The following is a 24523-nucleotide window of genomic DNA, read 5'->3' as shown; positions in this document are numbered from 1 at the left end:
GGCCGCCCGCATGGTGTAGCGCCCATTCAAAGCTTCTGTAGCGCTAGGGCGGACCAGGAGTACGGGCCGCCAACAAGCGCCAGAAGACGCTCACCTGCCGCGATGTCGCCGCGTCCCGATCGCTCGGCCAAGGTGATGAGGACATCGGCGGAGAACGAATGCGCCAACTCGGCCACACGGCCGCTCAACAGCTTCTCCGGCGGCATCCCGAGCGCCGTCATCAGGAAGATCTGAGCCGTCCGCCGATAGTTGGGCAGCACGACGTGCGCGAAATCCGCTCCGGTGGACGCGGTCTCCTTCAGCAGCCCTTCGGCGCCCTCCTGGACGAGCTGGACGCTCGACAGCAGGTCGTGGCCCGCTCCGCCCGCATCGAGCGGGATCTCTGTCCTGGTGACGACCGCGTCCACCGCCAGCGACGCGGCGTCCGCCACCGGTTCTCGGGCGAGCAGGCAGGCGGTCGCGTTGTCGCTGAAGACCGACAGGCCGTTGGCCATGGTGCGGTGCCCGTCGCGGGCGCGGTCCGCCAATACCAGCAGCACTCGGTCGTGCCCGGCCTCTAACAGGGCGTCCGAGACCTTGAGGGCGACGGGCAGGTTGCCGCAGTCATGACCGGCGAGCGCGAGATGGTCCGTGAAAGGGAGCGCGAGCCGTGCCAGGAGCCGCGGCAGTGTACCGGCCGCGTCGTCGTCGTTCTCGCTGACGTAGACGACGAGGTCGGGGCGGACTCGCGAGGCGCCGAGCGTCCGTTCCGCCGCGGCCGCCGCAAGCTCCCAGACGGCCAGACTCGTTTCCCGGAAGAAGTGAATATCGTCGGCCAGCGAGGCGGCGCCGGTGGCGTCCGCGCCGGTGAGCGCCGAGATCGGGCGCGGATCGCCGTGCACGGACTCGATCGAGGAGACGACGAGGTTCTTCATGTCACCAGATCACATCTTTCTCTCCACCGCGGGGACGCCGAGGATCTCGCAGATGACCGATGACGGCACCGGCGGTGCGAAGGACTCGACGAGATCGGCCGGGGACCCGACGTCGTCATCGCCCGGAGGTATTCGTCCACCAGCCCACCCGGGGCGCGCCGGTCCTCCGAAGAACGGATCCGCACCGGGTCTGGCGGATCGAACGCGGAATTCCGACGGGTCGGATGGGCAGGAATCACGGGGCCTCACTCGCCGGGAGGGCATTCCCTGTCGCGTCGGGGCAAAGGCGTGCATAGAGATCGGTAGCGTTCAACTGAGGTAGTCCTCCGCGCCGCCCGCCCGGACAGTGTCGAGCGTGAAGCAGTGGAAGCCGCCGCCGAACAGCCGCCGGTGCCGGTGCCGCACGGGAACGACGGTGAATCCGTGGCGCTCCAGTTCGCGGATCAGCTCGGGGCTCGACTCGTTCACCAGAACCGTGTCGGGGTCGACCGAAAGCACGTTCAGGTCGATGAAGGGACTCGTGAGAACGAGGTCATCGTCGTCATAGACCGGGAAGTCGCCGCCCTCGGGCAGCGGGGCCACAATCCGATCCCACTTCCGCAACCGCTCCGGCAGCTTTTCGGCGACCTCCTCCGAGCGGACGAGAAGTGTGCCCGGACGCAACGCGAGCACCATGCTGTCGATATGGCTGTCGCTCAGTTGGTGCACCCGGTGCACCCGGAAACGGCCGTCGAGATGGCGTTCCAGCCAGTCGACCGCCATCGCGTGGTTGGCCGTCGATATGTTGGCCACCAGATCCCGCCCGAGGCGCAGGCACTGCGCGCCGTCGAACATCATCTCGAAGCCGACATCGTAAGGTGAGGGCCGCGGATCGTCGATGGGTTCGACCGGTCCGCCCGCCGTCGCGTTGCGCGCGTAGGCCAGATCGAAGGACGCGTCGGTCATCAGTGGACGGGGCATGATCGTCCAGCGGGCACCCTGGCGGAAGTAGTCGTGGAAGACCGCGGTGAGGAACTGCGTCTCGAAGTAGCGCGACCGGATCATCGGCGGAGTCTCGATGATCTCGTCGCCGAGGATCAACGTGTTGTCGCGAACGTTCAGCGGCGGCACCACTGACGCCTCCCACGCCGGCGTCTGCACGCGAGCGGTCGAGGCGTCGACGTCCATCGGGCGAAGAACGGTCACCCCTAGTGACTCAAGTGCCTTCACGATACCGTCAAGGTCTTCGTTCAGTTCTTCCACATAGCGTTTCTTGATGGATGTACGTCCCGGGGTCCGTGCCCCCGCCGTTCCGACGGACAGCCGCGGGTAGTACCACTCAGAACGATGACCGTTGTCGTTGGCAAGGTTCTCATGGAAGAACAGCTCGAACGAAAGCTCACGTTCGTGTGAGACGTAGTTCGCCGCCGAGCCGACGATCACTTCACTCAGCGCGGACCATTCATCAAAGCTGTTCAGTCTCATCCACTACACCCTTCTTGGAATCCGACCCACGACAAATACTTCGGCAAAGCTGCCAAGGACGTCATGGTCCGCCTTCACATCCGTCAAAGTCAAGTAACTGCACGGAATCGGCGCAGTCGCCGCAGGTTCGGCTCGTTGCCGGGCGCGATCGGGCGATGCTAACTTTCACCGCGTTTGCATGGCATTTCTTCACCGGCCCGGCCGTCGAATCAACTGGGAACCCGTCACAACCGCCGGTATCGAGACAGGAAGTGAAATGGTGGACGTAGAGCAGACGCTAAGCGAGATGTGGTCAGATCTGCTTGAGTGTGGTGCCGTCACCGAGGAGTCCGACTTCTTTGAATGTGGAGGGACTTCTGTGACCGCCGTGCACCTGGCGGCGCTGATACAAGACCAGTTCGGCGTTACCTTCGACGCCGTCGAAGTGGTGGTCGAGAGAAAGTTTGGAAAAATGACCGATCTGCTCACTCTCCGGTGCGCGGCCCTCTCATGAACTAGAGGCCCCTGCATTAGCGGTGACGCACAGACGGCCCAGGGCCGACCCGTCCTGCGACTTCACCCGGGCTCCTCAGACGGGTGCTCGTTCAACTGCGGAACATCTCTGCTTGAACGAAGCCTGGATTGGCGCCACAATGATGCGCGCCATCCCATGCGCACGCTTGTTCGAGTACGCGACATAACTCGTCCCCGGGGCGGAGTGGTCGCCCATGGCGTCGGCGGCGGCAGCGCCCCCGGATTCCCGCCGCACGCCTCGTTTCTCAACCCATTGATCGCCAAGACCGAGTTCTCATTTCCCAGCACCGCTCAGAGGAAGCGCCCTCTAAGGGAATGACGCTGGCCCTCGCGGCCGTCGACAGTTGTACGACCACGGAACTGGTCAAGCGGCCACCGGGGCGAGGGGACCATCGCCTATTACGAGCTTCGGTAGATACGGTGGTCGCTTCTAGCCCAACGCTTTGGTGAGGATGCGGGCGGTTTCGGCGATGGACTGTTCGTCGGGTTCGGCGGCCGCGTCCGGCCTGGTCGTCAGGACCACGATGATCAGCGGGGGGCGGGACGGCGGCCAGGCGATCGCGATGTCGTTGGCGCTGCCGTAGGTGCCGCCGGTGCCGGTCTTGTCGCCGATCGTCCAACTGGCGTGCAGCCCGGCGCGGATGCGCTTGTCGCCGGTCACGGTGGCCTTCATCCAGCCGGTGAGGCGGGCGCGGTCGGCGGGGATGAGGGCGCCGCCCGCCGTGAGCGTCCGCAGGTCACGGGCCCAGGGGCGCGGCGCGGTCGTGTCGCGCTTCTCGCCCGGCCGCCAGTCGTTGAGGGCCGTCTCCCAGCGGTCGGCGCGGGTGACGGGGTCGCCGAGCGAGCGGAGGAATTTCGTGAGCCCGGTGGGTCCGCCGATCTGGCGCAACACGAGGTTGCCTGCGGTGTTGTCGCTTTGGGTGATCGCCGCGTGGCACAGCTCGGCGACGGTCATGCCGGTCTCGACGTGCTTCTCCGTGATGGGGGAGTAGTTGACCAGGTCGTTCTTGGTGTAGTGGATGACGCGGTCCAGCAGCCCGGGGTCGGAGCGGCGCGCCTTCCGCAGGACGGCGCCGCAGGCCATCACCTTGAAGGTGGACGCGAACGGGAACGTCTCGTCCGCCCGGTGCGAGACGGAACGGCCGGTGCGGGTGTCGATGGCGTACGCGCCGATGCGGACTCCGCGGGACTTTTCCAGCTTGGTGAGTTGTCTCGTCACGTCCGATGAACTCGTCACGTCCGGCGATGTGGACGGGGTGTGGCTCGACGACGGGCTCGCGTCGGCGCCGCAGCTGGCGATACCGGCGAGGAGGGAGACGGCGAGGGGGGCGGCGCCGAGCGGCGTCCGGAACCGGGGAGCGTGAGTCGTCATGGGGAAGAGCAGAACAGACCCGGAATTCCCGTGTCCAACTGACGCGCGGCCCCTTCACAGGGCGGGTGGGGGAGCGGTGGAGCCTCGGACGATCAGTTCGCCCGGCAGCACGCGGGGTTCGGGGCGGCGGCCCGCGAGCAGGTCCAGCAGCGCCGTCATGCCCTGCGCGCCCATCTCCTCGGCGGGCAGCCGGACGGTCGTCAGCTCGGGTTCCAGCGCGGTCGCGAGCAGGACGTCGTCGAACCCCGTGACCGACAGGTCGGACGGGACGTCCAGGCCGAGCGCCCGCGCCGCCTTGTAGGCGCCCGCCGCGATCTGGTCGTCGTCGCAGACCAGGGCGGTCGGCCGGTCGGAACGCTCCAGTAGGCGGGTGGCGGCGTCCTTGGCGGACGCCACGTCGATCGCGCAGGAGTCGCGCACCACGCTCACCCCGGGCAGGGCGGCGACGGCGGCGGTCAGCGCGTCGGCGCGGGCGTGGAACGTCCACTGGTCCACAGCGGCGGCGACATGCCCGACGCGGCGGTGGCCGAGGCCGACGAGATGCGCGGTGATCGCCCGCATCCCGTCGGCGACGCCGAAGTCGACGGTGGGCACGAGGTCTCCGGCGGGGCCGCTGTCCAGGGTCACGACCGGTGTCGTTCCGGCGCCGGACATCCCGGGCGTCGCGGACGTGATCATCGAGGACGTGGCCAGCGAGGAGGCGAGGACGCCGTCGATCGCCTCGTGCGGCGCGGCGAACGGGCCGCCCGTGGGGGAGCCGCTCGGGTGTGCCGCCGGGTCGTCCGGCCAGGTGGAGACGACGACGCCGAAGCCGTGCCGCGCGGCGACCCGGGCCGCGCCCGTGTAGACGGGGCCGAAGAACGGCGCGGACAGCGTCGGGACCATCAGCAGGACGGTTCGGGTCGTGCCGAGCCGCAGGTTCCTGGCGGCCGTGTTGGGCCGGTAGCCGAGGCGTTCCGCCGCGCTCCGGACGCTGCGCGCGGTCGCGGGGGAGACCCGGCCAGGCCATTTGTCGCCCAGCACCAGCGAGACCGTGGACTGCGAGACCCCGGCCTCATGGGCCACGTCTCTGCTGGTCGGACGGCTGATCGTCGACACCCTGTGCCTCCTGGATGATCACGGGACGAACTCAGACTAGCGCCGTACCCACCCAAGGTGGTACGTATGACTCTTCAAGGGGTAATACGTATGACTTCGGGGGCGGGGGCTGGTCGATGCACGGGTACGCGCGCGGATACGTCGTCTTCCTGCGCAGGCCGTACGCGGGGCGGCTGCTCGGCGCCACCCTCCTCGGGCGGCTGCCGAACGGCATGGGGATGCTCGCCGTCGTGCTGCACATCCGGGAGGATGACGGCGGCTACCCCCTCGCCGGGACGCTCGCCGCGATCCTCGGGCTGGCGACGGCCGCGGGACAGCCCGTCCTCGGCCGCACCATGGACCGGCTCGGGCAGACCCGCGTCCTGCTCCCCGCCGCCGCGGTGTCCGCGGCGGGATTCGGGCTGCTCGCCGCCGTCGGCGCGGGGCCGCTGCCGCTCGCCGTCACGGCGGTCGTCGTCGCCGGGTTCGCGACACCGCCGCTGGAGGCCGGGCTGCGCGCCCTGTGGCCGGACGTCCTGGACGGTCCCGAACAGGTCGACGCCGCCTACGCGCTGGACGCCGCGTCCCAGGAGTTGCTGTTCACCGTCGGGCCGCTGCTCGTCGTCGCGGCCGCCGTCGTGAGCACCGAGACCGCGCTGCTGCTGACCGGGGCGCTCGGCATCGTCGGGACGCTGATCGTCGCGCTGTCCGGGCCGTCCCGCCGCTGGCGGGGCGAGCCGCGCGCCGCCGACTGGGCCGGGCCGCTGCGCTCCTCGGGCCTGCGGGTGCTGCTGCTGTCGCTGGCCTGCGCCGGGATCGCGCTCGGCGTGTACGCCGTCGCCGTCGTCGCCTACGCCGAACGGGAGGGCAGCGAGGCGGCGTCCGGGCTGCTGCTGGCCTGCATGGCGGGCGGCGCCCTCACCGGCGGGATCGGCTACGGCGCCCGCCGCTGGGGTCCCGCGCCGCATCGCAGGCTGCCGTGGCTGCTGGCCGCGCTCGCCGCCGGGTACGTCCCGCTCGTCCTCGCGCCCGGCCTGCCGGTCATGTCGGTGCTGGCGTTCGTGTCGGGGGTCTTCCTGGCGCCCGTGCTGGCGTGCAGCTTCACCCTCGTCGACCGGCTGGCGCCGAGCGGGACCGTCACCGAGGCGTTCGCGTGGGTCGTCGCGGCGGTCGGCGCGGGCTCGTCGGTCGGCTCGTTCGCCGCCGGGTTCGGCCAGGACCTCGGGGGCGTCCCCGGCGCGTTCGCCGGAGCCGGGACCGGCGGCGTCCTCGCCCTGGTCCTGTGCCTGCTCGGCGCCCGGACGCTCCGCCCCCGCGCCGCGCCCGCCGTCACCGCCGAGACCCCCGCCTAAACGGTCAGACCCAGGAGCCGAACCAGATGCGGGCGTGCCAGTCGTCGTACGGAATCGTCTCGGCCGCCAGGATCGGATAGAAGTACGCGAAGTTCGCCAGCACCACCAGCAGGAACGCCCCGGCGGCGGCCGCGCCGATCAGCCGCCGCACCCCGGCTCCCGGCGGCGGTGAACTCGGACGCACCGGATGCGCGCCGTCGAACCCCTCGACACCGTCGTGGCCGTCCAGGTCGCCGTCGAGTTCACCGGGCCGCGCCGCGTGCGCGCCCCCGAACCAGGCGGGCGCGGGGCCCATGAGATAGCCGAGGACGAGGACGACCGCCAGCACCATGAACGGGATCAGCGGCGTCGCGTAGAACAGGAACATCGTGCGTTCGGAGAACGCCGACGGGAACCAGGTGAGCCACCCGGCGAGGAAGGCCCACAGGACCGACCCGGCCCGCCAGTCGCGCAACAGGACCCAGATGAACACCAGCGCGATCAGCGCGGCCACCGCGCCCCACCAGAGGGCGGGCGTCCCGATCCCCAGGATCTCGCGGGAGCAGCGGGCCGCACCGTCGCAGCCGCTCTTGGGCTCGTTGTAGAAGAACGCGACGGGACGTTTCAGGATCGGCCAGTCCCATGGCCAGGACTGGTACGGGTGCTTGTCGTCCAGGCCGACATGGAAGTCGAACATCTGCTTGTGGTAGCGCCACAGGTCGGGCATGGCCTCGAACGGCCGCAGCAGGACATGGCTGGACGCGTCGCCGCGTCCCCAACCGCCCGGCTTGAAGATCCAGCCCCACCAGGTCGCCAGGTAGGTGACCAGGCCGACGATCACGAGCTGCGCGAACGCCGGAGCGGCCTCCAGCAGCAGCGTCCCGGTGAACGGCGACCGGACCCCGGCCGCGCGGCGGGCGCCGTAGTCCCACAGTAGGACCATCAGCCCGAACGCGGCGACGTAGAACACGCCCGTCCACTTGGTGGCGCAGGCCAGGCCGAGGCAGACGCCCGCGCCCCACCGCCAGCCGTGCGCCAGGAACGGGCCGAGCGAAGCTCGTCCGTTGAATGGTGGTGGGTGGGGGCTGGAGGACGGTCCGTACAGGGACGTGTCGCCCCGCCCGATCTTCTCGGCGAGGACGCGGCGCGAGCGGTCCCTGTCGTTCACGATGCAGGCGAACCCGGCGAGGATCCAGAACATCACGAAGACGTCCAGCAGCGCGGCCCGGCTCGTCACGAACGCCAGGCCGTCCAGCGCCAGCAGCAGCCCGGCGGCGCAACCGAGCAGCGTCGAACCCGTCATCCGGCGCGCGACCCGGCACAGGATCAGCACCGACAGCGTCCCGGCGACGGCGGGCATGAAACGCCAGCCGAACGGCGTCGCGCCGAACATCCACTCGCCGATCGCGATCATCCACTTGCCGAACGGCGGGTGGGCCACGAAGGACGGGCCGTTGCCCCAGATGTCGGCGTGCTGGTCGGCGATCAGCATCTTGTCGGCGTTGTCGACCGTGTTGTGCTCCCAGCCGAACTTCAGCAGGGCCAGCGCGTCCTTGGCGTAGTACGTCTCGTCGAAGACGACCGCGTGCGGGGAGCCGAGCCGGTAGAACCGCAGGAAACCGGCGAACACCGTGACCAGGATGGGGCCGATCCAGGAGGCCGCCGGGCTGCCGGGAATCGCGGGAGCGAGCCACTCCCTGAGCGGGGGCCTGCGCCGGGACCCGAGAGCCTGGGCGGGAGCCAGATCCGTCGTCGCCATCCCGCCATCGTACGGGCGGCGGGGCCCGGCTCGGGTGGGAGAATGGAGGTGTGATGGGGACGCTGCTCCTCGCGGCGGCGCCGATCGGACGGCCCGAGGACGCCTCGGTCCGGCTCCGGGAGGCGCTGGCCGCGACACCGGTGATCGCGGCCGAGGACACCAGGCGGCTGCGGCGGCTGACCGGTGCCCTGGACGTGGCGCCCACCGGGCGGATCGTGTCGTTCTACGACCAGAACGAGAAGACACGGGCCCTGGAGCTGCTGGACGACCTGCTCGCCGGGCGGGACGTCCTGGTGATCACCGACGCGGGCATGCCGGGCGTGTCCGACCCCGGCTACCGGCTCGTCCGCGCGGCGGTCGAGGCGGGGGTGCCGGTCACGGTGCTGCCCGGCCCGTCCGCCGTGACGACCGCGCTGGTCGTGTCGGGGCTGCCCACCGACCGGTTCTGTTTCGAGGGGTTCCCGCCGCGCAAGCAAGGAGAGCGGGCCCGGCGGCTGACGGAGCTGGCGGGCGAGCGGCGCACGCTGGTGTTCTTCGAGTCGCCGCGCCGACTGCCCGACACGCTGACGGCGATGGCGGACGCGTTCGGCGCGGACCGTCCCGCCGCCGTCTGCCGCGAGCTGACCAAGACCTACGAGGAGGTCCGCCGGGGCACGCTCGGCGAGCTGGCAGCGTGGGCGAAGGACGGGGTGCTCGGCGAGATCACGGTGGTGGTCCGCGGCGCCCCCGAACCGCCGGGCCTGACCGACCCGGCCGACCTGGCGGCGGCCGTCGCCGCGCGGGAGGACGCCGGGACGCCGCGCAAGCAGGCGATCATCGAGGTGGCCAAGGAGAACGGGGTCCCGAAACGTGTCGTTTATGACGCGGTCGTCCGGGCCAGAACGTAGATGGTGGCGCCACCACGAAGCGGAGGTGAGAGCCATGCAGGACGCATGGACGAGCCACGAGATCTGGGTCTTCGAGTGCATGAACTGCGCCGCGACCTGGAACGAGGAGTTGGACGCCCGCCACTACGGCGACGGGCACGGAAACCAGGCCGTCGTCTACGAGCGGGGTGGGCAGCCGTGCACCACCCCCTGGGTGGACCGTTCCTGTCCGAACTGCCAGAGCCAGAACGTCAAGGCCCTCTCCGCGACGCGCGGCAAGCACAGCGAGGTGGCGAAGGTCCGTAGCGGCAGCGACGTGGCGATGGTCTACCACCTCCGCCGTATGCACGCCTGGTGAGGGCGGCATGCGGGGGGACGTGGTGAGCGTCAGGTAGCGGCCGGGGCGTCCTCGGGCGTCACCTGCGGCCCGGTGTCCGACGGCGTGTTCGGTGACGCGGTGCTCGTCGGTGTGCTCGCCGTCGTGCTCGGCGCGGGTTCTTGCTGGCTGCGGCCGCGCAGGCGGCGTGTCCAGCCGGACACCGTCGCGCGGCCCTCGGGTCTGAACGCCAGCCCGGCGGCGAGCGCCGCGAGCGGGACGGCGGGCAGCACGTACCGGTAGTCGAACTCGGCGGTCGCGGCCGGGGCGAGCAGCAGCCCGGTCGCGAGCGTCCACGGCAGCAGCGCCTCACCGCCGAACCGCCGCCACATCGGGACGAGCCCCGCCAGCCCGACGAGCAGGATCACGCCGACCATCGTCCCGCGCAGATAGAAGACGTCCTGGTAGCCACGGGCGACACCGGCGAACGGCTCGACGACCTGGGTCTGGGCGTTGCCGCGTTCGTAGGACTGGGCCTCCACGGACGCGATCGAGTTGTGGTCCATCCGCCATTTGGGCAGCGGCTTGCTCGTCTTGCCGAACTCGTACTGGGCGTAGGTCGCCTTGTCGGGGAACACCGTCCGTTCCCAGCGGAAGACCTTGAAGAAGTCGTGCGCGACGACCTTCATGTAGTCGAAGGGCTGCGCCATGATCGCGCGCTTGGCGAAGTCGTTGCTGAGCGCGTTGTTCTCCGGGCTGAACCGTTGCCCGGTGTAGCGGTTGAGCGGGGACTGGGCGTTCCAGATGCCGTCCTGCGAGTTGGGCAGCCGGTTCGCGGGCTCGGTGCACAGCGGGTACTCGCTGACCGGCAGGTTGTTCATCTGGTGGCAGTCGGCGAACTTGTAGACCCGCGCGTACAGGAAGATCCCGTTGCTCTCGGTGATCGCGAACTTGCCGCTGTCGGCGCGGTACCAGCCCATGTAGGCCAGCACGGGCAGCATGCAGGCCACCAGGGTGGCCGCCATCAGCTTCCAGCCGCTGCGCCGGATCAGCATGTACACCAGCACGCCGAGCAGCACCGGCATCCCGACCGAGCGGGTCAGCCAGGCCAGCCCGATGATCAGGCCGACGGCGGCGGCGATCCGCCAGGACGGGCGGTCGTGCCACAGCAGCAGCGTGACCGCGCTCATCACCAGGAACGTGAACATCGTGTCCGACAGGACGAGGTGTTCGAGCTGGAGCTGGTAGGCGTCCAGCAGCACGGGCGCGGCGGCGAGCGCGGCGCCCCAGCCGGGCAGCCGGAACTTGCGCCGCAGCAGCGCGTAGATCATCACGCCGATGCCCAGGCCCATGAGGTGCTGGACGGCGGCGACCAGCGCGAAGCTGTGGAACGGCTTGAGCGCCCACAGCAGGAAGGCGTAGCCGTCGGGCCGCAGCGGATGCGGGTACGGGTCGGTCGCGACGTGCAGGTAGTCGAAGCTGTCGTTGAAGAACATCACCGGCTGGTAGCCGAGCATCGCGATCAGCCGGAGCAACGCCGCTGTGGCAATGATCACACTGAAGGCGGGGTGGCGACGGACCAGCTCCCACGGGCCGCGGCCGCGCCTGCGACGTTCCGCGTCCTCAGACTCCGGGGAGCCGGGCGTTTCGCCGTCCGCGGCGTCTACGGCGTTCGGCGTGTCGCCCGATTTCGGGCTTTCCGTCGTCCCCGATTCCGGACTTTCCGCAATGGACCCGTCCGGCTCGGGAATGGTCGTCGTCCCCGCTGACACCGGCCCTCCCGCTGACGCCGTCTTTCCGTTCGACGCCGTCTTTCCCGCAGACGCGCTCTCTCCCGCTGACAGGGTCTCTCCCGCTGACACGGTCCCTCCTGCTGACACCGATTCCCCCGCTGACACAGTCCCCCCGGGTGCCGATTCCTCCAGCGCGGTGCCGAGGCCCCTACGTTCGACGGCCGCCCTACGTTCGACGCCGGTACCGCGTCCTGCGACGGCACCACGTTCGACGCTGGTACCGCGTTCTACGGCGGCACCGCGTTCTGCGCGAGTGGCGCCGCGTTGTTCACCAGCGGCAATGCGTTGGTCACCGGAGCCCGTCACAGCCGACCCCACCCCTTCCGGGCCGCTGTGCCCGTATGCTTGCTGTCCTAGCCTGCCGCCCGTGACCGTGGCGGTGTCTGTTTTTTTGGTTGCAAGTGGGCAACACGATACGGGTGCTCTTGACGAGAGCGGTCATCTATACCCGTCCCGGCAGGCATCATGAACCACGAGCATGTGAACGATGGGCCGCCGCGCGGAACAACTGAGATTAGTGGATCACATCGCAGACGGTCACCAGGGGTAATGAAGGAGATCGCGTGGAACTCTCCGTAGTGATGCCGTGCCTGAACGAGGCCGAGACGGTCGAGACCTGCGTCCGTAAGACGGTCGGCTTCTTCGAGGAGAAGGGCATCGACGGCGAGGTCGTCATCGCCGACAACGGCAGCACCGACGGCAGCCAGCAGCTCGCCCGCGACGCGGGGGCGCGCGTCGTGCCGGTGATCGACAAGGGGTACGGCAACGCCCTCATGGGCGGGATCCGCGCCTCGCGCGGCCGGTACGTCGCGATGGGCGACGCCGACGACTCCTACGACTTCACGACGCTCGGGCCGTTCCTGGACGAGCTGCGCGACGGCGCCGACCTCGTCATGGGCAACCGGTTCAAGGGCGGCATCGCCGAGGGCGCCATGCCCCCGCTGCACCGCTACCTCGGCAACCCGGTGCTCAGCTTCGTCGGACGGCTGTTCTTCGGCAGCAAGATCGGCGACTTCCACTGCGGGCTGCGCGCCTTCGAGCGGGACGCGATCCTGCGGCTCGGCCTCCAGACCGGCGGGATGGAGTTCGCCAGCGAGATGGTCGTCAAGGCGACCCTCCAGGGCTACGACATCCGCGAGGTGCCGACGACCCTGTCCCCGGACGGCCGGACCCGCGCCCCGCACCTGAACACCTGGCGCGACGGCTGGCGCCACCTGCGCTTCCTCATGCTCTACAGCCCGCGCTGGCTGTTCCTCATCCCCGGCCTGGTCTTCATGACGCTCGGGCTGCTCGCCGGGATCGCGCTGTCCACCGGCCCCGTCACGGTCGGGGAGATCGCGTTCGACGTCGACACGCTGGTCGGCGCCAGCGCCGCGCTCGTGATCGGCTTCCAGGCGGTGCTGTTCGCGCTGCTCACGAAGGTCTATGCGATGCAGGAGGGGTTCCTGCCGCACGACCGGCGCGTCCAGAAGATCATCGACTGGTGGAGCCTGGAACGCGGGCTGCTGCTCGGCGGGGTGCTCGCCGTCGCCGGTCTCGGCGGCCTCGTCGCGTCGCTGCTGCACTGGCGCGTCAACAGCTTCGGCGAGCTTGACCCGCGCGAGTCGCTGCGCATCGTCGTCCCCGCCGCCACCGCGCTCGTGATGAGCTTCCAGGCCATCTTCGCCTCGCTGTTCGTCAGCATCCTCGGCATCCGCCGCCGCCAGCACCCGCCGCTCATCGACCCCGCAGACGAGGCCGCGGGCGTCGTCGACGCCGCCGCGCGCCGGGCCCGCCGACAGAAGGACGAGGACCTGGCTCGGGAGAAGGACGAATCTGACGCCACGTCCGGAAAATAAACGGACAGGTCGCCGCGAAAGCCAAGAACTCCCCGAGGGTTTCCCGGCCCGGAACCGGCGACCGGCCGTGCTGTGCAAGGCTTGACCGGCGATGGACCACCGTTCTCTGACAGCCCGATTCCCTGACGGCACGACGTCGGCGGGCGCCGAGACCGTTCCACCGGACACGGGGACATCGGATGCCTCGGCGGCTCCCGACCGCGGCGCGGATCCGTCCCGGCCGAAGCGCCGCCGCTGGGTCTGGTTGTTCGTGCTCGGCTGGCTCGCGCAGGTCGCCGTGCGCCTCTGGCTCGGCTCCGGGCAGACGGTGCCGGTCGCGACGCCGGACGAGTCGGGGTACCTGTTCGCCGCCCGCGTCCTGACCGGCGGGCCCGACGCGGACATGTCGTCCGGGACCGTCTACCGGGGCGGCTACCCGCTGCTGCTGACGCCCGCGTTCTGGTTCGGCGACGACCCGGTGCGCGTCTATCGCGGCGTTCTGGTCATCAACGCGCTGGTCAGCGCGGCCATGCTGCCGCTGGCCTACCTGCTGCTGCGGCGCCTGCTGGTGCGGCGGCGCTGGTCCTACGTCTTCGCGCACGTCACGGCGGCGCTGCCGTGCGTCCTGTTCTACTCCGAGTTCGCGCTGACCGACGCGGTGCTGCCGGTGATCCTGCTCGGCTGGCTGCTGCTCGTCCACGCCTGGCTGAACGCCCCGCCCCCGGCCGGGCGCCGATCGTCCGCGCGCGTGACGCTCACCGGCGCGGGCGCGTCGTCGCTCGCCGCGTACGCGTACACCTGCCACTCGCGCGGCGCGATCCTGCTGGCCGTGCACGGGGCGCTGCTCGCGGCGGCGCTGGTGTGCCGGTGGCGGTCCTGGCGCGCGACGTCCCTCGCCGCGATCGTCGCCGCCGCCGGGACGGTCGCCGGGACGCTGCTGAACCGCTCGCTGCTGCCGCACATGTACCCACACGGCGACAACGACCTCGGCCGCAACGTCGCCGACCGGCTCACCACCGTGGACGGCTGGGGGTGGATGCTGTCGCTCGGCACCGGCCAGGTCTGGTACCAGTCCGTCGCGACCGGCGGGATGGCGGGGATCGGCCTGCTCGCCGTCGCGTTCGCGGCCGTCCGTCCCGCCGACGCGGTGCGGGGCCTTGGCGGGCGGACGCGGGCGCTCGCACTCGGCGTCATCGCGATCGTGGCGGGCATCGCGTTCGCGACCTCGGCGGCGCTGCCGGTCGAGTACCGCATCGGCAACTACGTCTACGGCCGCTACCTCGCCGGGGTCACGCCGGTGCTGTTCATCGCCGGTGTCGCCGTCCTGCTACGGGCGTCGCGGCGGGCGCTGGTGTGCGCGGCGATCGTGGCCGCCGCGATGACATTGACCGCCGCGACCGTCGTCCAGTGGTACGCGGGCGACCTGCTCACCCAGTACACGTTCACGGCCTACGACTTCCCCGAGACATCATTCCTGACCTGGGACTGGACGCAGTTCCGGCTGTGGCACGGCACCGCCACCGCGCTCGCGCTGCTGTGCGTGTCAGTCGCGGTCGTCCGCTTCCGGCGCGGCGGCCCCGCACTGCTGGCGGGACTGCTGGCCGTCGTCGCGATCGGCATGTGCGTCACCGCCACCAATCGGATCGCCCGCCCGCTGGTGCGGGGCACGACCGCGCACACCGACCTCAGACAGAGCGTCGACCTGCGGAGCCAACGGTCCGTCGCCGTCGACTGGAATGTCCCGTGGACGATCCGGCTGTCCCACTACTACTGGGCCTGGTGGAGCGAGGGCACCGTCTTCGACGCCCGCTGGACCCCGCCGCCCAAGGACGCCGACATGGTCGTCCTCGCCTGGCCCAAGGACAAACCGGCCACCTGGTCCTGGCCAAGGGGCGCCCCGCCCGGCTGGCGAATCATCGACAGCCGCCGCACCCGCGAAGGCGACTGGGTCGCCTGGACCCGCTAGCCCCATCGCCCGCCCGACCCAAAGCCCGGCGCGTCCTGAACGGGCGTGACCAGGGACCTTACAGTCTGTTCGGCATGCATGTTATCGTCCTGCTCGACCCCAAAGGGGGAGGGACGGCGGGGGCGGCCCAGGGTCGTCCGGCGGCGGCCAGGGCGGCAAGCGGAACGTCCCCCACGGATTCAAGGACTTCCAGGAATTCCAGCGGTTCGGCACCGATCTCAACACCGGGCTGCGCGGCAAGTACCCTGACGCGCAGACGGCGTTCCAGGGCAGTTCGGTGACGGGGCGTAGCCATGACAAGGGAACGCCATTCGACGAAGGCCGTACGAGCGACTACGACATCGCGGTCTCCGGTGACTCGGTCGTCGACGCGGCCCGTGCCCGGGGAATCGAGTTCCGGTCGAGCGGCCGCAACACCCCGCCGTTGAGCGATGACCAGGTCGCCGAGCTGGGACTGACGGAGCTGCGTGACAGGCTCAGCGCGCAAGCGGGAGGCAGGAACATCAACTTCATGGTCTACCGGAACATGGACGAGGCGCTCGCGGCGAAACCGAGCATCAGGAACTGGTTCTGATGGCGATCTACGATCTCTACGGGACCAGGGTGGAGTCGCTCGACCAACTGCTCGGCCCTCTGTCCGTTGTCCTGGGCATCACCTGGGAGGAGCGAGAGAGCGACTACAGGGGCGTCTATCATCGTGCTTCGGCGGTCGCCTACGGGGGAAAGGACCTGGTCCTCCAGAGCAATCGCCTCACGGACGAGGACGGGGACTACTTCCAGGTTCCGGAGTACCCCGACTATGGCCTGTTGCTGTTCGTCAACCGGTGCACGGGCGCTGACGAGGTCCGGGACCGGCTGGCGGCAGGGCTGCCCGAGTGGGCGTTTCTGCGCCGCAAGATCATCGACTGATCAGGGTGTGAGGACGGCGATGCGGTCGTCCACGTTCAGGACATGGCCGGTCCCCAGACGGGAGACCGGTCGATCCCAGTGGACGTGACCGCAGACCGTCAGGGGCGGGGCCCGTTGCTCCAGATGCTTGCGGATCAGCGGATTCCCGAGTTGGCCGGGGTGTTCTCCGGACGGGCCCTCATGCAGGGTCAGCAGGGACGGCCTGTTGGCGACCAGGCGATCCAGCCTGTGGAGGAAGGCGGCATCCGCGGTGCGTCCGGGTTGGCGCGGGTCGCCGATGATTCCGCTGATACCGGCGAAGAGGTCACCCGCGCGCTCCGCTTCGGTTCCGTCCAGGAGCACCGCGTCGGGCCGGATCTCCGTCACCGTGGCGTCATCGATCACGTCGTGATTCCCGGCCACGCCGACCAGGAACGGGCCGCCGAGCGCGGCGAAGGCCAGCCAGACGTCGGCGACGTCCCCTGACGCGCCCCTGAGGTCCGCCCTCGGCGCCGAATACAGGTCACCGGCGAGGACGATCCCGATGCGTTCGGGCGGGGGCAGGAGCCCCTGCTCTGACCAGACCGTGATGTAGTCGGTGACGGCGATCCCCAGCAGCACGGGATCGCCTCCCCACGGTGAGTTGGCGATCCCCTGGAGGTCGCCGGTGGCGATGACCGCGTCGCAGCCGTGGGGGACCGAATCCACCCTGATTCGATCGACGGTCAAACCGGTGTGTTCCGTGCCTCCGCCTGCGCGTGCGCGTGTGTACGGCACCGTGGTCATGACTCTGTGGCGCTCGTGCACAACCCGCATGGCGCCATCCTATGAAGCCTGGTTGCCTACCCGGCCGCGTCTGGGGGCGGGTTCCAGATTTGGAGGAGGCCGTCTGATGACCGCCACCTGAGGTGCCAGCCCTGTTGGGCGGTGGGCTGCCAGCCGCCGCCGATCTGGGACTCCATGCCGCGCCAGCGGGTGTAGAGCATCGGGCCCTCGGTCGCGTTGCGCGGGACCTGGCCCAGGTCGTGGGGGAAGTCGCGGATCTCGCCGTGCCAGATCGGGTCGCCCCACATGTCGCGTGTGTAGAACGTGAGGGTCTGGGCCAGGCGTCGGTCGGCGCAGATCAGGGTGATGTCGCGGTGCCCGGCGAGGTAGCCGCGCAGTTCGTTCCATGCCGTGTCGCGCGGCAGGTCGGGGACGGCGCGGACGGCCGACACCGCGTACGTCCCGCCCAACGCCACCGCCAGTACCGGCACGATCAGAGTGCGCAGGCGCAGTCTGTTGGGCAGCATCTTGATCATTAGGGTCAGGGAGCCGAAGCCGCCTGCCAGCAGGGCGGGGAGGACCGCGAACCAGTAACGCTGGAGCCAGGCGCGGAGTGAGATGTCGTTCGGGTCGAGGACGCCGGAGAACAGTGTCAGCGGCACGGCGAGGGTGAAGAACCACACGAGGACGAGCGCCAGCCGACGGTCGCGGGTGACGACCCAGCCGACGATCGTGAGCGCCAGCGCGGCGGTGAACACCAGGCCGAGCGGGTTCCAGTCGTGCATCGCGCGTAGGAACGAGCGGGCGGCGAGTTCGCGGGTCACGTAGTCGCGGGACTGGCCGCCGTGCTCGGCGGCGGAGGCCAGCCCGGCGAGCGGACGGCCCCACACGAGCTGGTTGTGCACGAGGTTGACGGCCAGGATCGCGACCATCGGCGCGCCGACCGTCACGTTGCGGCGCCACGGGATGCGCAGCAGCGCCAGGTACACCGGGATCGCGAGGAACAGGAACGCCAGGAACTCGCGGACGAGGAACGAGGCGCCGAGGAGCGTCCCGGCGGCCAGCAGCATGCGGGTCTGGGCGCGTCCGGTCCGGCGGCTCGCGACGACGAGGCCCGCCATCCCGATCGCGAACAGCCCGGCGCCCGGCATGTCCGGCAGCACCACCCCGGTCGACCAGGTGATCTCGTGGCCGTACGGGTTGGTCATCGTGAAGAACGGGTGGACTATCAGCACGGCCGCCGCCGCGACGCCCGCGACGTCCCCGAACAGGGACCTGACGACCAGGTACGTCCCGACGAAGAACGCGCAGCCGCCGAACGCCGCGACGGTGAAGTACGCGGCCTGCCCGTCGCCGAGGATCTCCTGGACGAGCCGCGCGGGCAGCACCAGCCCGATCCGGGTGACCTGGTGGGGCACCTCGTCGAACGGCCACTGGGCGAGGGGGATGTCGGGCCAGTCGCGGGCGGCGAGCCACACGTAGTACGGGTCGAAGTACAGCGGCGGCGTCATCAGCACCCACTGCGCGCCGACCGCGGACGCCGCGACCAGAAGGGACAGCCACACCACCCGCCGCGTCCTTCTCGCCCGGCGGACCAGCCGCGCGGAGAGCGCGACGAGCCGCGCGGGGAGCGTCCGGACGGGCCCGCCCTCGCGCGTGGCGGTCGGGCGATTCTTCGCGGCGGGCTGGTCGAGCGTGGGCTCGTCGGCCGTGGGCTGGGCCATGTCCGGCTTCCGCCTCCAGGAGTTCGCTCGGCTGGGACGCCGGACCAGGTTACTGGCGTGCCGGGGCCCGCGTGACGCGACTACCCTGGATCCCATGTCCTCGTCAAGCCGTCATATCTTGACCGCGCCCGCATGGCCGTACGCCAACGGGCCCCGTCACATCGGGCACGTCTCCGGTTTCGCGCTGCCCGCCGACATGTTCAGCCGCTACCAGCGGATGGCGGGCAACAAGGTCCTGATGGTCAGCGGCACCGACGAGCACGGCACGCCGATCCAGGTGCAGGCCGACAAGGAGGGCGTCACCGCCCGGGAGCTCGCCGACCGCTACAACGGCGTGATCGCGCAGGACCTGCACGGCCTCGGCATGACCTACGACCTGTTCACCCGGACGACGACGCTGAACCACTACGCGGTCGTCCAGGAGATCTTCAAGGGCCTGTACGACAACGGCTACATCTTCCCGCAGAAGACGATGGGCGCGATCTCGCCGTCCACCGGGCGGACGCTCCCCGACCGCTACATCGAGGGCACCTGCCCGATCTGCGGGTACGACGGGGCGCGCGGCGACCAGTGCGACAACTGCGGCAACCAGCTCGACCCCATCGACCTGATCAACCCGGTGTCGCGGATCAACGGCGAGAAGCCGACGTTCGTCGAGACCGAGCACTTCATGCTCGACCTGCCCGCGTTCACCGACGTCCTCGGCCGCTACCTGCGCGGCAAGCAGGGCGGGGCGCTGGCGTGGCGGCCGAACGTGCTGAAGTTCGCGCTGAACCTGCTGGACGACCTCCAGCCCCGGGCGATCAGCCGCGACCTCGACTGGGGCGTCCCGATCCCGCTGGACGGCTGGCGCGACAACCAGGCGAAGAAGCTGTACGTGTGGTTCGACGCGGTCATCGGCTACTTCTCCGCGTCGGTGGAGTGGGCGCGGCGGTCCGGCGACCCGGAGGCGTGGCGCGCCTGGTGGCAGGATCCGGACGCCCTGTCCTACTACTTCATGGGCAAGGACAACATCGTCTTCCACGCGGAGATCTGGCCCGCGATGCTGCTCGGCTACAGCGGTCAGGGCGACAAGGGCGGCACGGCCGGGTCGCTGGGCGCGCTGAACGTGCCGACGGAGGTCGTGTCGTCGGAGTTCCTGACGATGGAGGGCAAGAAGTTCTCGTCGTCCCGCCAGGTCGTCATCTACGTACAGGACTTCCTCGCCCGCTACGACGTGGACGCGTTGCGGTACTACGTCGCGATCGCCGGTCCCGAGAACCAGGACACCGACTTCACGTGGTCGGAGTTCGTCCGCCGCAACAACGACGAGCTGGTCGCCGCGTGGGGCAACCTCGTGAACCGGTCGGTGACCATGGCGGCGAAGAACTTCGGCGCGATCCCCGAGGCGGGCGACCTCACCGACGCCGACCGGGCGCTGATGGAACGCAGCCGGAACGCGTTCGCGGCCGTGGGCGCAGAGCTCGAACGGTCCCGGTTCAAGAACTCGATCACCGAGGCGCTGGACGTCGTCCGCGACGCCAACCGCTACCTGTCGGACCAGGCGCCGTGGAAGCTGAAGGACGACCCGGCCCGCGTCAAGTCGATCCTGCACACGGCGCTCCAGGTCGTCGACGACGCCAAGACGCTGCTGACGCCGTTCCTGCCGCGCTCGTCCCAGAAGGTGTACGAGATGCTCGGCGGGCAGGGCGTGTGGAGCGGCATGCCGGAGTTGCGGACCGTCTCGGAGGACGGCGGCCCCGACTACCGGATCCTGACCGGCGACTACGCGACGGAGGCGCGCTGGGAGTCCGCGCCGATCAAGCCGGGCGTCCCGCTGGCCAAGCCCGCCCCGCTGTTCACGAAGCTGGACACGTCCGTGGCCGACGAGGAGCTCGCCCGGCTGGAAGAGCGGTGAGCGGGGACGAGGACGGGCAGAGTCCACGCTCGTTCCCGCCGCTGCCGGAACGTCTCCCGGTGGACGTGTTCGACAGCCACTGCCATCTCGACATCGTCGACACGCCGTTGGACGAGCAGCTGCGGTCGGCGAGGGCCGCGGGCATCACCCGGATCGTCACGATCGGCTGCGACCTGCCGTCGTCGCGGTTCGCCGTGGACGCCGCCGCCGAGTTCGACGACGTGTACGCGGCGGTCGCGATCCACCCGAACGAGACCACCGGCATCTCCGACGCCGTCCTGGAGGACGTGGCGCGCCTGGCAGCGCATCCGAAGGTCCGCGCGATCGGCGAGACCGGGCTGGACTACTACCGCGACTGGGCGCCGAAGGACGACCAGCACCGCGCGTTCCGGGCGCACATCGCGATCGCGAAGCGCACCGGCAAGGCGCTCGTCATCCATGACCGTGAGGCGCACGACGACGTCCTGCGCCTGCTGGAGGAGGAGGGCGCGCCCGACACGGTCGTCTTCCACTGCTACTCCGGCGACGCGGCCATGGCGGAGGTGTGCGCCGAGCGCGGTTACCTGATGAGCTTCGCGGGGAACGTGACGTTCAAGAACGCCGAGCCGCTGCGTGAGGCGCTGCGGGCGGCGCCACTCGGCCTGCTGCTCGTGGAGACCGACGCGCCGTTCCTGACGCCGATCCCGCACCGGGGGAAGCCGAACGCCTCGTATCTGATCCCGTACACCGTCCGCGCGATGGCGGAGGTGAAGGGCGTGGACGTGGCGGAGCTGTGCACGGCCATCGCCGCCAACGGCGTACGGGCCTTCGGTCCTTGGTAGGGGAGGCCGTGCGGGAGACACAGGCGGCGCTGCTCGGCCCCGCGGAGGTGCGGGAGCTGGCGGGACGGCTCGGCGTCCGGCCGACCAAGACGCTCGGGCAGAACTTCGTCATCGACGCCAACACCGTCCGGCGGATCGTCCGGACGGCGGCGCTGGACGCGGACGACGTCGTGATCGAGGTCGGCCCGGGCCTCGGGTCGCTGACGCTGGCGCTGCTGCCGGAGGCGCGCCGCGTCGTCGCCGTGGAGCTGGACGCGACGCTGGCCGCCGCGCTGCCCGCCACGGTCGAGGCGCGCGCACCCGACCTCGCCGGGCGGCTGGAGGTCGTGCACGCCGATGCGATGAAGATCACAAACGTGCCGGGGCCCGCGCCGACGGCGCTCGTCGCGAACCTGCCCTACAACGTCGCGGTGCCGGTCGTCCTGCACCTGCTGGCGGCCCTGCCATCGCTGCGGACCGCGCTGGTCATGGTGCAGGCCGAGGTCGCCGACCGGATGGTCGCCGAACCCGGCGGCAAGATCTACGGGATTCCGTCGGTGAAGCTCGCCTGGTTCGGGGAGGCCCGCCGGGCCGGGGCCGTCGGGCGCGCCGTGTTCTGGCCCGCGCCGAACGTCGACTCGGGCCTCGTCGCGTTCACCCGCCGCGACCCGCCGCCGACGACGGCGTCCCGCGCCGAGGTGTTCGCCGTGGTCGACGCCGCGTTCGCGCAGCGCCGCAAGACGCTGCGCGCCGCCCTGGCGGGCTGGGCGGGGTCCGCGGCCGCCGCCGAGGACGCGCTGCGCGCCGCCGACGTTGATCCACGGGCTCGGGGGGAAGCGTTGGACGTGGCCGCCTTCGCCCGTATTGCCGAGTATGGTCCTTCACGCCGGGGGAATCAGCTCCCCATGCTTTGACGTGCCGGGCGGTCGCCGCCGACGGGGGCACGAGACGATACGAGCCGGAGGTCGATGTGAAGGCGCGTGCGCGGACGGCGCGGGCGAGGTTGCCGATCGTGGGGACGGCCCTGTTCGCGGTCGCCGCGGTGGTCGCGACCGTGGCGGCGGGCTGCGGGGGCGGCGCGGGGGCGGCGCCGAAGATCACGACGACCGCGCGGGCGGGCGTGGCACCGGTTCCGCCGAAGGAGGGCGCCTACTTCGGGGCCTGGGTGCCGCCGGACGACCCGGACGCGAAGTCGCCGTCCCCGTCGACGTCCCCTTCGGCTTCGGGCTCGCCGTCGGTAAAGCCGACCGCCAAGGACGCAGACAAGCCCGGCATGGAGCCGGTCGCCGGTTTCGAGCAGGAGCTCGGACGGCGGCTCGACATCGTGCAGAGCTACCGGGACTGGGGCGAGGAGTTCCCCACCGGGCTCGACAAGTCCGTCACCGAAAGTGACCGCTACCTGCTGCTGACCTGGGGCGAGGCCGACACCAAGAAGATCGTCCAGGGCGAGTACGACGACATGATCCAGCAGCGTGCCCGCGCCGTGAAGGCCCTCGGCAAGCCGGTCTTCCTGCGCTGGGCGCGGGACATGGACAAGTCGGCCCAACGCAAGCGCGTCCACTCGCCCGAGGACTTCGTGGCGGCCTGGAAACACCTGCGGGCGGTCTTCACGCGGGAGAAGGTCGACAACGTGGCCTGGGTGTGGTGCCCGAGCGCGCGCGGCTTCGGCGGCGGCAACGCGGGCGCCTACTATCCCGGCGACGACCAGGTCGACTGGATCTGCGCCGACGCGCAGCCGGGCACCGACTACGAATACCGCGACCTGTCCGAGACGCTGAAGATGTTCACGCAGTGGGCGCGGGACCGCGAGAAGCCCATCATGATCGCCGAGTTCGGCGTCCCGAAGTCCTATGGGGAACGCCGCGCCGAATGGCTCAGGGAGGCGTCCAAGACCTTGCAGGACCCGCAGGTCAAGGCCGTTGTCTACTTCGACTCCGACGAGCAGGCCGCCAACGCCCGCGACAAGCGCCGCGCCTACTCCGTGAACGGCGACAAGCATGCCGTCTCGGCCCTCCGCGAACTCGCCACGACCCCCTACTTCAACCCCCGGAACCTGCCGGTGACCAGCGGCGAGTGACGTGCCGCCCGTAACGGGGCGCTGGCGGAGCGGAGCGCCGGCGGACTGGACGGCGGCGCCCCGTTCGTGCTCGGCGGCGCGAGGGCGGCGCCGTTTCGGCATGATCGTCAAGGCCCCGAGTACGCCGACCGAGGCCTTAGGGTTTCGGACGTGACCGCAGTGAGCGTACGTGTGCCGGCGAAGGTCAACCTTCAGCTCGGCGTCGGACCGATCCGCGACGACGGCTACCACGATCTCGTCAACGTGTTCCACGCCGTCTCCCTGTTCGACGAGGTGACCGTCGAGCCCGCCCCGGAGCTGGAGGTGCGGGTCCAGGCCGCGCCGTACTCGCGGGTGCGGGTGGACGGCGTCCCGGTCGACGGCGACAACCTCGCGGCGAAAGCCGCCGGGATCGTCGCCGCGCGCCTCGGCGTCGAACCCCGTGTGGCGATCCGGATCCGCAAGGCCATCCCCGTCGCGGGCGGCATGGCGGGCGGCAGCGCCGACGCGGCCGCCACGCTGATCGCCTGTGCCCGGCTGTGGGACGACCGGTCGCAGGCCGTCGCCGGAGACCAGCCCGCCCTCACCCGCGACGACCTCATGGAACTCGGCGCGGAACTCGGCAGCGACGTGCCGTTCGCCGTCCTCGGCGGCACCGCCGTCGGGGTCGGACGGGGCGAGCGGCTCACCCCCGCGCTCACCCGGGGAACCTTCCACTGGGTGTTCGCGACCGCCGACGGCGGCCTGTCCACGCCCGCCGTCTACGCCGAATGCGACCGGATCAGAGCCGAGATGGGGGAGGCCGCCGCGCCGCCGCGGGTCTCCGAGGGGCTGATGACCGCGCTCGCCACCGGTGACGTGCAGGGGCTCGGAGCGGCGCTGACCAACGACCTTCAGGAGGCCGCGCTGTCGCTGCGGCCGTCGCTCGCCGAGGTCCTGGACACGGGGCTCGGCTTCGGGGCGATTGGGGCCCTGGTGTCCGGTTCCGGCCCGACCTGCGCGTTCCTCGCCGAGACCGAGGCGGAGGCGGTCGAGCTCGCGGAGTCGATGGACGGCGCGGGCGTCGCCGAGCAGGTGCTGCGCGCGCACGGCCCCGTCCCGGGCGCCGCGGCTTTGTGAGAAGTCTCCGGGGATGTGGCGAATCCGCTTCCCAACAAGAAGGTTTCCTAATAGAAAAGGGTAGGTGCGCTCGTCACACAAGCGAA

Annotated in this window: 21 protein-coding genes; 13 read left to right on the top strand and 8 right to left on the bottom strand. The window is 70.5% G+C overall.

What is annotated here, in order from left to right:
* Positions 1-26: 26 nt before the first annotated feature.
* Positions 27-914, bottom strand: a complete 888-nt coding sequence (locus ABD808_RS03040; protein ID WP_344889227.1) for a beta-ketoacyl-[acyl-carrier-protein] synthase family protein — start codon at positions 912-914, stop codon at positions 27-29.
* Between the two features lie 309 nt (positions 915-1223).
* Positions 1224-2378 (bottom strand): glycine amidinotransferase, encoded by a 1155-nt coding sequence (locus tag ABD808_RS03035; RefSeq protein ID WP_344889224.1) that lies wholly within the window; start codon positions 2376-2378, stop codon positions 1224-1226.
* Between the two features lie 178 nt (positions 2379-2556).
* On the opposite strand from ABD808_RS03035, the gene ABD808_RS03030 reads away from it, so the two are divergent.
* Positions 2557-2871, top strand: coding sequence for an acyl carrier protein (locus ABD808_RS03030; RefSeq protein ID WP_344889221.1), 315 nt, complete (start codon positions 2557-2559; stop codon positions 2869-2871).
* 450 nt (positions 2872-3321) lie between these two features.
* On the opposite strand, the gene bla is transcribed toward ABD808_RS03030, so the two are convergent.
* Positions 3322-4263: a class A beta-lactamase gene (gene bla / locus ABD808_RS03025; protein ID WP_344889219.1), complete on the bottom strand. Its 942-nt coding sequence runs from the start codon at positions 4261-4263 to the stop codon at positions 3322-3324.
* A gap of 54 nt (positions 4264-4317) precedes the next feature.
* Positions 4318-5361 carry a LacI family DNA-binding transcriptional regulator gene (locus ABD808_RS03020; RefSeq protein WP_344889216.1) on the bottom strand — a complete coding sequence of 348 codons (1044 nt, stop codon included), beginning with the start codon at positions 5359-5361 and terminating at the stop codon, positions 4318-4320.
* Between the two features lie 116 nt (positions 5362-5477).
* Between ABD808_RS03020 and ABD808_RS03015 the strand changes: the two genes are divergently transcribed.
* Positions 5478-6692 (top strand): MFS transporter, encoded by a 1215-nt coding sequence (locus tag ABD808_RS03015; RefSeq protein WP_344889213.1) that lies wholly within the window; start codon positions 5478-5480, stop codon positions 6690-6692.
* Between the two features lie 4 nt (positions 6693-6696).
* Here the strand turns inward: ABD808_RS03015 and ABD808_RS03010 are convergent, their stop codons facing one another.
* Entirely contained in the window at positions 6697-8430 is a 1734-nt protein-coding gene (locus ABD808_RS03010; protein ID WP_344889211.1) for a dolichyl-phosphate-mannose--protein mannosyltransferase, read from the bottom strand.
* A gap of 53 nt (positions 8431-8483) precedes the next feature.
* Here ABD808_RS03010 and rsmI point away from each other — a divergent pair, with 53 nt between their 5' ends.
* Together rsmI and ABD808_RS03000 are read left to right on the top strand one after the other, a co-directional pair.
* On the top strand, positions 8484-9317 hold the full coding sequence (gene rsmI, locus ABD808_RS03005) for a 16S rRNA (cytidine(1402)-2'-O)-methyltransferase (protein ID WP_344889208.1): 834 nt from the start codon (positions 8484-8486) through the stop codon (positions 9315-9317).
* A gap of 34 nt (positions 9318-9351) precedes the next feature.
* The gene (locus tag ABD808_RS03000) at positions 9352-9654 is read left to right on the top strand and encodes a hypothetical protein (RefSeq protein ID WP_344889205.1); all 303 of its coding nucleotides are present in this window, start codon (positions 9352-9354) and stop codon (positions 9652-9654) included.
* A 29-nt stretch (positions 9655-9683) separates the two neighbouring features.
* Here the strand turns inward: ABD808_RS03000 and ABD808_RS02995 are convergent, their stop codons facing one another.
* Complete coding sequence (locus tag ABD808_RS02995) at positions 9684-11168, bottom strand: glycosyltransferase family 39 protein (protein ID WP_344889202.1); 1485 nt, start codon at positions 11166-11168, stop codon at positions 9684-9686.
* An 800-nt stretch (positions 11169-11968) separates the two neighbouring features.
* Here ABD808_RS02995 and ABD808_RS02990 point away from each other — a divergent pair.
* The 4 genes from ABD808_RS02990 to ABD808_RS02975 all read left to right on the top strand — a co-directional run bounded on the left by ABD808_RS02990 (position 11969) and on the right by ABD808_RS02975 (position 16097).
* Positions 11969-13243, top strand: a complete 1275-nt coding sequence (locus tag ABD808_RS02990; protein ID WP_344889199.1) for a glycosyltransferase family 2 protein — start codon at positions 11969-11971, stop codon at positions 13241-13243.
* 91 nt (positions 13244-13334) lie between these two features.
* Positions 13335-15188 carry a hypothetical protein gene (locus tag ABD808_RS02985; protein ID WP_344889196.1) on the top strand — a complete coding sequence of 618 codons (1854 nt, stop codon included), beginning with the start codon at positions 13335-13337 and terminating at the stop codon, positions 15186-15188.
* A 277-nt stretch (positions 15189-15465) separates the two neighbouring features.
* Positions 15466-15762, top strand: coding sequence for a hypothetical protein (locus tag ABD808_RS02980; RefSeq protein WP_344889193.1), 297 nt, complete (start codon positions 15466-15468; stop codon positions 15760-15762).
* Positions 15762-16097 (top strand): hypothetical protein, encoded by a 336-nt coding sequence (locus tag ABD808_RS02975; protein WP_344889190.1) that lies wholly within the window; start codon positions 15762-15764, stop codon positions 16095-16097. Before ABD808_RS02980 ends, ABD808_RS02975 begins: the two co-directional genes overlap by 1 nt.
* On the opposite strand, the gene ABD808_RS02970 is transcribed toward ABD808_RS02975, so the two are convergent.
* Complete coding sequence (locus ABD808_RS02970) at positions 16098-16784, bottom strand: metallophosphoesterase family protein (RefSeq protein ID WP_344889187.1); 687 nt, start codon at positions 16782-16784, stop codon at positions 16098-16100.
* 134 nt (positions 16785-16918) lie between these two features.
* Complete coding sequence (locus ABD808_RS02965; RefSeq protein WP_344889184.1) at positions 16919-18565, bottom strand: glycosyltransferase family 39 protein; 1647 nt, start codon at positions 18563-18565, stop codon at positions 16919-16921.
* 94 nt (positions 18566-18659) lie between these two features.
* On the opposite strand from ABD808_RS02965, the gene metG reads away from it, so the two are divergent.
* From metG to ABD808_RS02940, 5 genes are all read left to right on the top strand, one after another.
* On the top strand, positions 18660-20462 hold the full coding sequence (gene metG / locus ABD808_RS02960) for a methionine--tRNA ligase (RefSeq protein ID WP_344889181.1): 1803 nt from the start codon (positions 18660-18662) through the stop codon (positions 20460-20462).
* Positions 20459-21283: a TatD family hydrolase gene (locus ABD808_RS02955; protein WP_344889178.1), complete on the top strand. Its 825-nt coding sequence runs from the start codon at positions 20459-20461 to the stop codon at positions 21281-21283. Before metG ends, ABD808_RS02955 begins: the two co-directional genes overlap by 4 nt.
* 8 nt (positions 21284-21291) lie before the next feature.
* Positions 21292-22176, top strand: coding sequence for a 16S rRNA (adenine(1518)-N(6)/adenine(1519)-N(6))-dimethyltransferase RsmA (gene rsmA, locus ABD808_RS02950; protein WP_344889175.1), 885 nt, complete (start codon positions 21292-21294; stop codon positions 22174-22176).
* 56 nt (positions 22177-22232) lie between these two features.
* Positions 22233-23339 carry a glycoside hydrolase family 26 protein gene (locus ABD808_RS02945; RefSeq protein ID WP_344889172.1) on the top strand — a complete coding sequence of 369 codons (1107 nt, stop codon included), beginning with the start codon at positions 22233-22235 and terminating at the stop codon, positions 23337-23339.
* 159 nt (positions 23340-23498) lie between these two features.
* On the top strand, positions 23499-24437 hold the full coding sequence (locus ABD808_RS02940) for a 4-(cytidine 5'-diphospho)-2-C-methyl-D-erythritol kinase (protein WP_344889169.1): 939 nt from the start codon (positions 23499-23501) through the stop codon (positions 24435-24437).
* Positions 24438-24523: the final 86 nt, after the last annotated feature.

It is taken from the genome of Actinomadura meridiana (assembly GCF_039537545.1).
GTDB classification, from domain to species: domain Bacteria; phylum Actinomycetota; class Actinomycetes; order Streptosporangiales; family Streptosporangiaceae; genus Spirillospora; species Spirillospora meridiana.
This window is presented reverse-complemented; position numbering and strand designations above follow the sequence as displayed.

Bases quoted from the DNA above. Each gene is read 5' to 3' on its own strand.
- ABD808_RS03015 (WP_344889213.1), top strand. From the start codon at position 5,478: ATGCACGGGTACGCGCGCGGATACGTCGTCTTCCTGCGCAGGCCGTAC.
- ABD808_RS03035 (WP_344889224.1), bottom strand. From the start codon at position 2,378: ATGAGACTGAACAGCTTTGATGAATGGTCCGCGCTGAGTGAAGTGATC.
- rsmI (WP_344889208.1), top strand. From the start codon at position 8,484: ATGGGGACGCTGCTCCTCGCGGCGGCGCCGATCGGACGGCCCGAGGAC.
- ABD808_RS03000 (WP_344889205.1), top strand. From the start codon at position 9,352: ATGCAGGACGCATGGACGAGCCACGAGATCTGGGTCTTCGAGTGCATG.
- ABD808_RS02975 (WP_344889190.1), top strand. From the start codon at position 15,762: ATGGCGATCTACGATCTCTACGGGACCAGGGTGGAGTCGCTCGACCAA.
- metG (WP_344889181.1), top strand. From the start codon at position 18,660: ATGTCCTCGTCAAGCCGTCATATCTTGACCGCGCCCGCATGGCCGTAC.
- ABD808_RS03030 (WP_344889221.1), top strand. From the start codon at position 2,557: ATGGCATTTCTTCACCGGCCCGGCCGTCGAATCAACTGGGAACCCGTC.
- ABD808_RS02985 (WP_344889196.1), top strand. From the start codon at position 13,335: ATGGACCACCGTTCTCTGACAGCCCGATTCCCTGACGGCACGACGTCG.
- ABD808_RS03010 (WP_344889211.1), bottom strand. From the start codon at position 8,430: ATGGCGACGACGGATCTGGCTCCCGCCCAGGCTCTCGGGTCCCGGCGC.
- ABD808_RS03040 (WP_344889227.1), bottom strand. From the start codon at position 914: ATGAAGAACCTCGTCGTCTCCTCGATCGAGTCCGTGCACGGCGATCCG.
- bla (WP_344889219.1), bottom strand. From the start codon at position 4,263: ATGACGACTCACGCTCCCCGGTTCCGGACGCCGCTCGGCGCCGCCCCC.
- ABD808_RS02965 (WP_344889184.1), bottom strand. From the start codon at position 18,565: ATGGCCCAGCCCACGGCCGACGAGCCCACGCTCGACCAGCCCGCCGCG.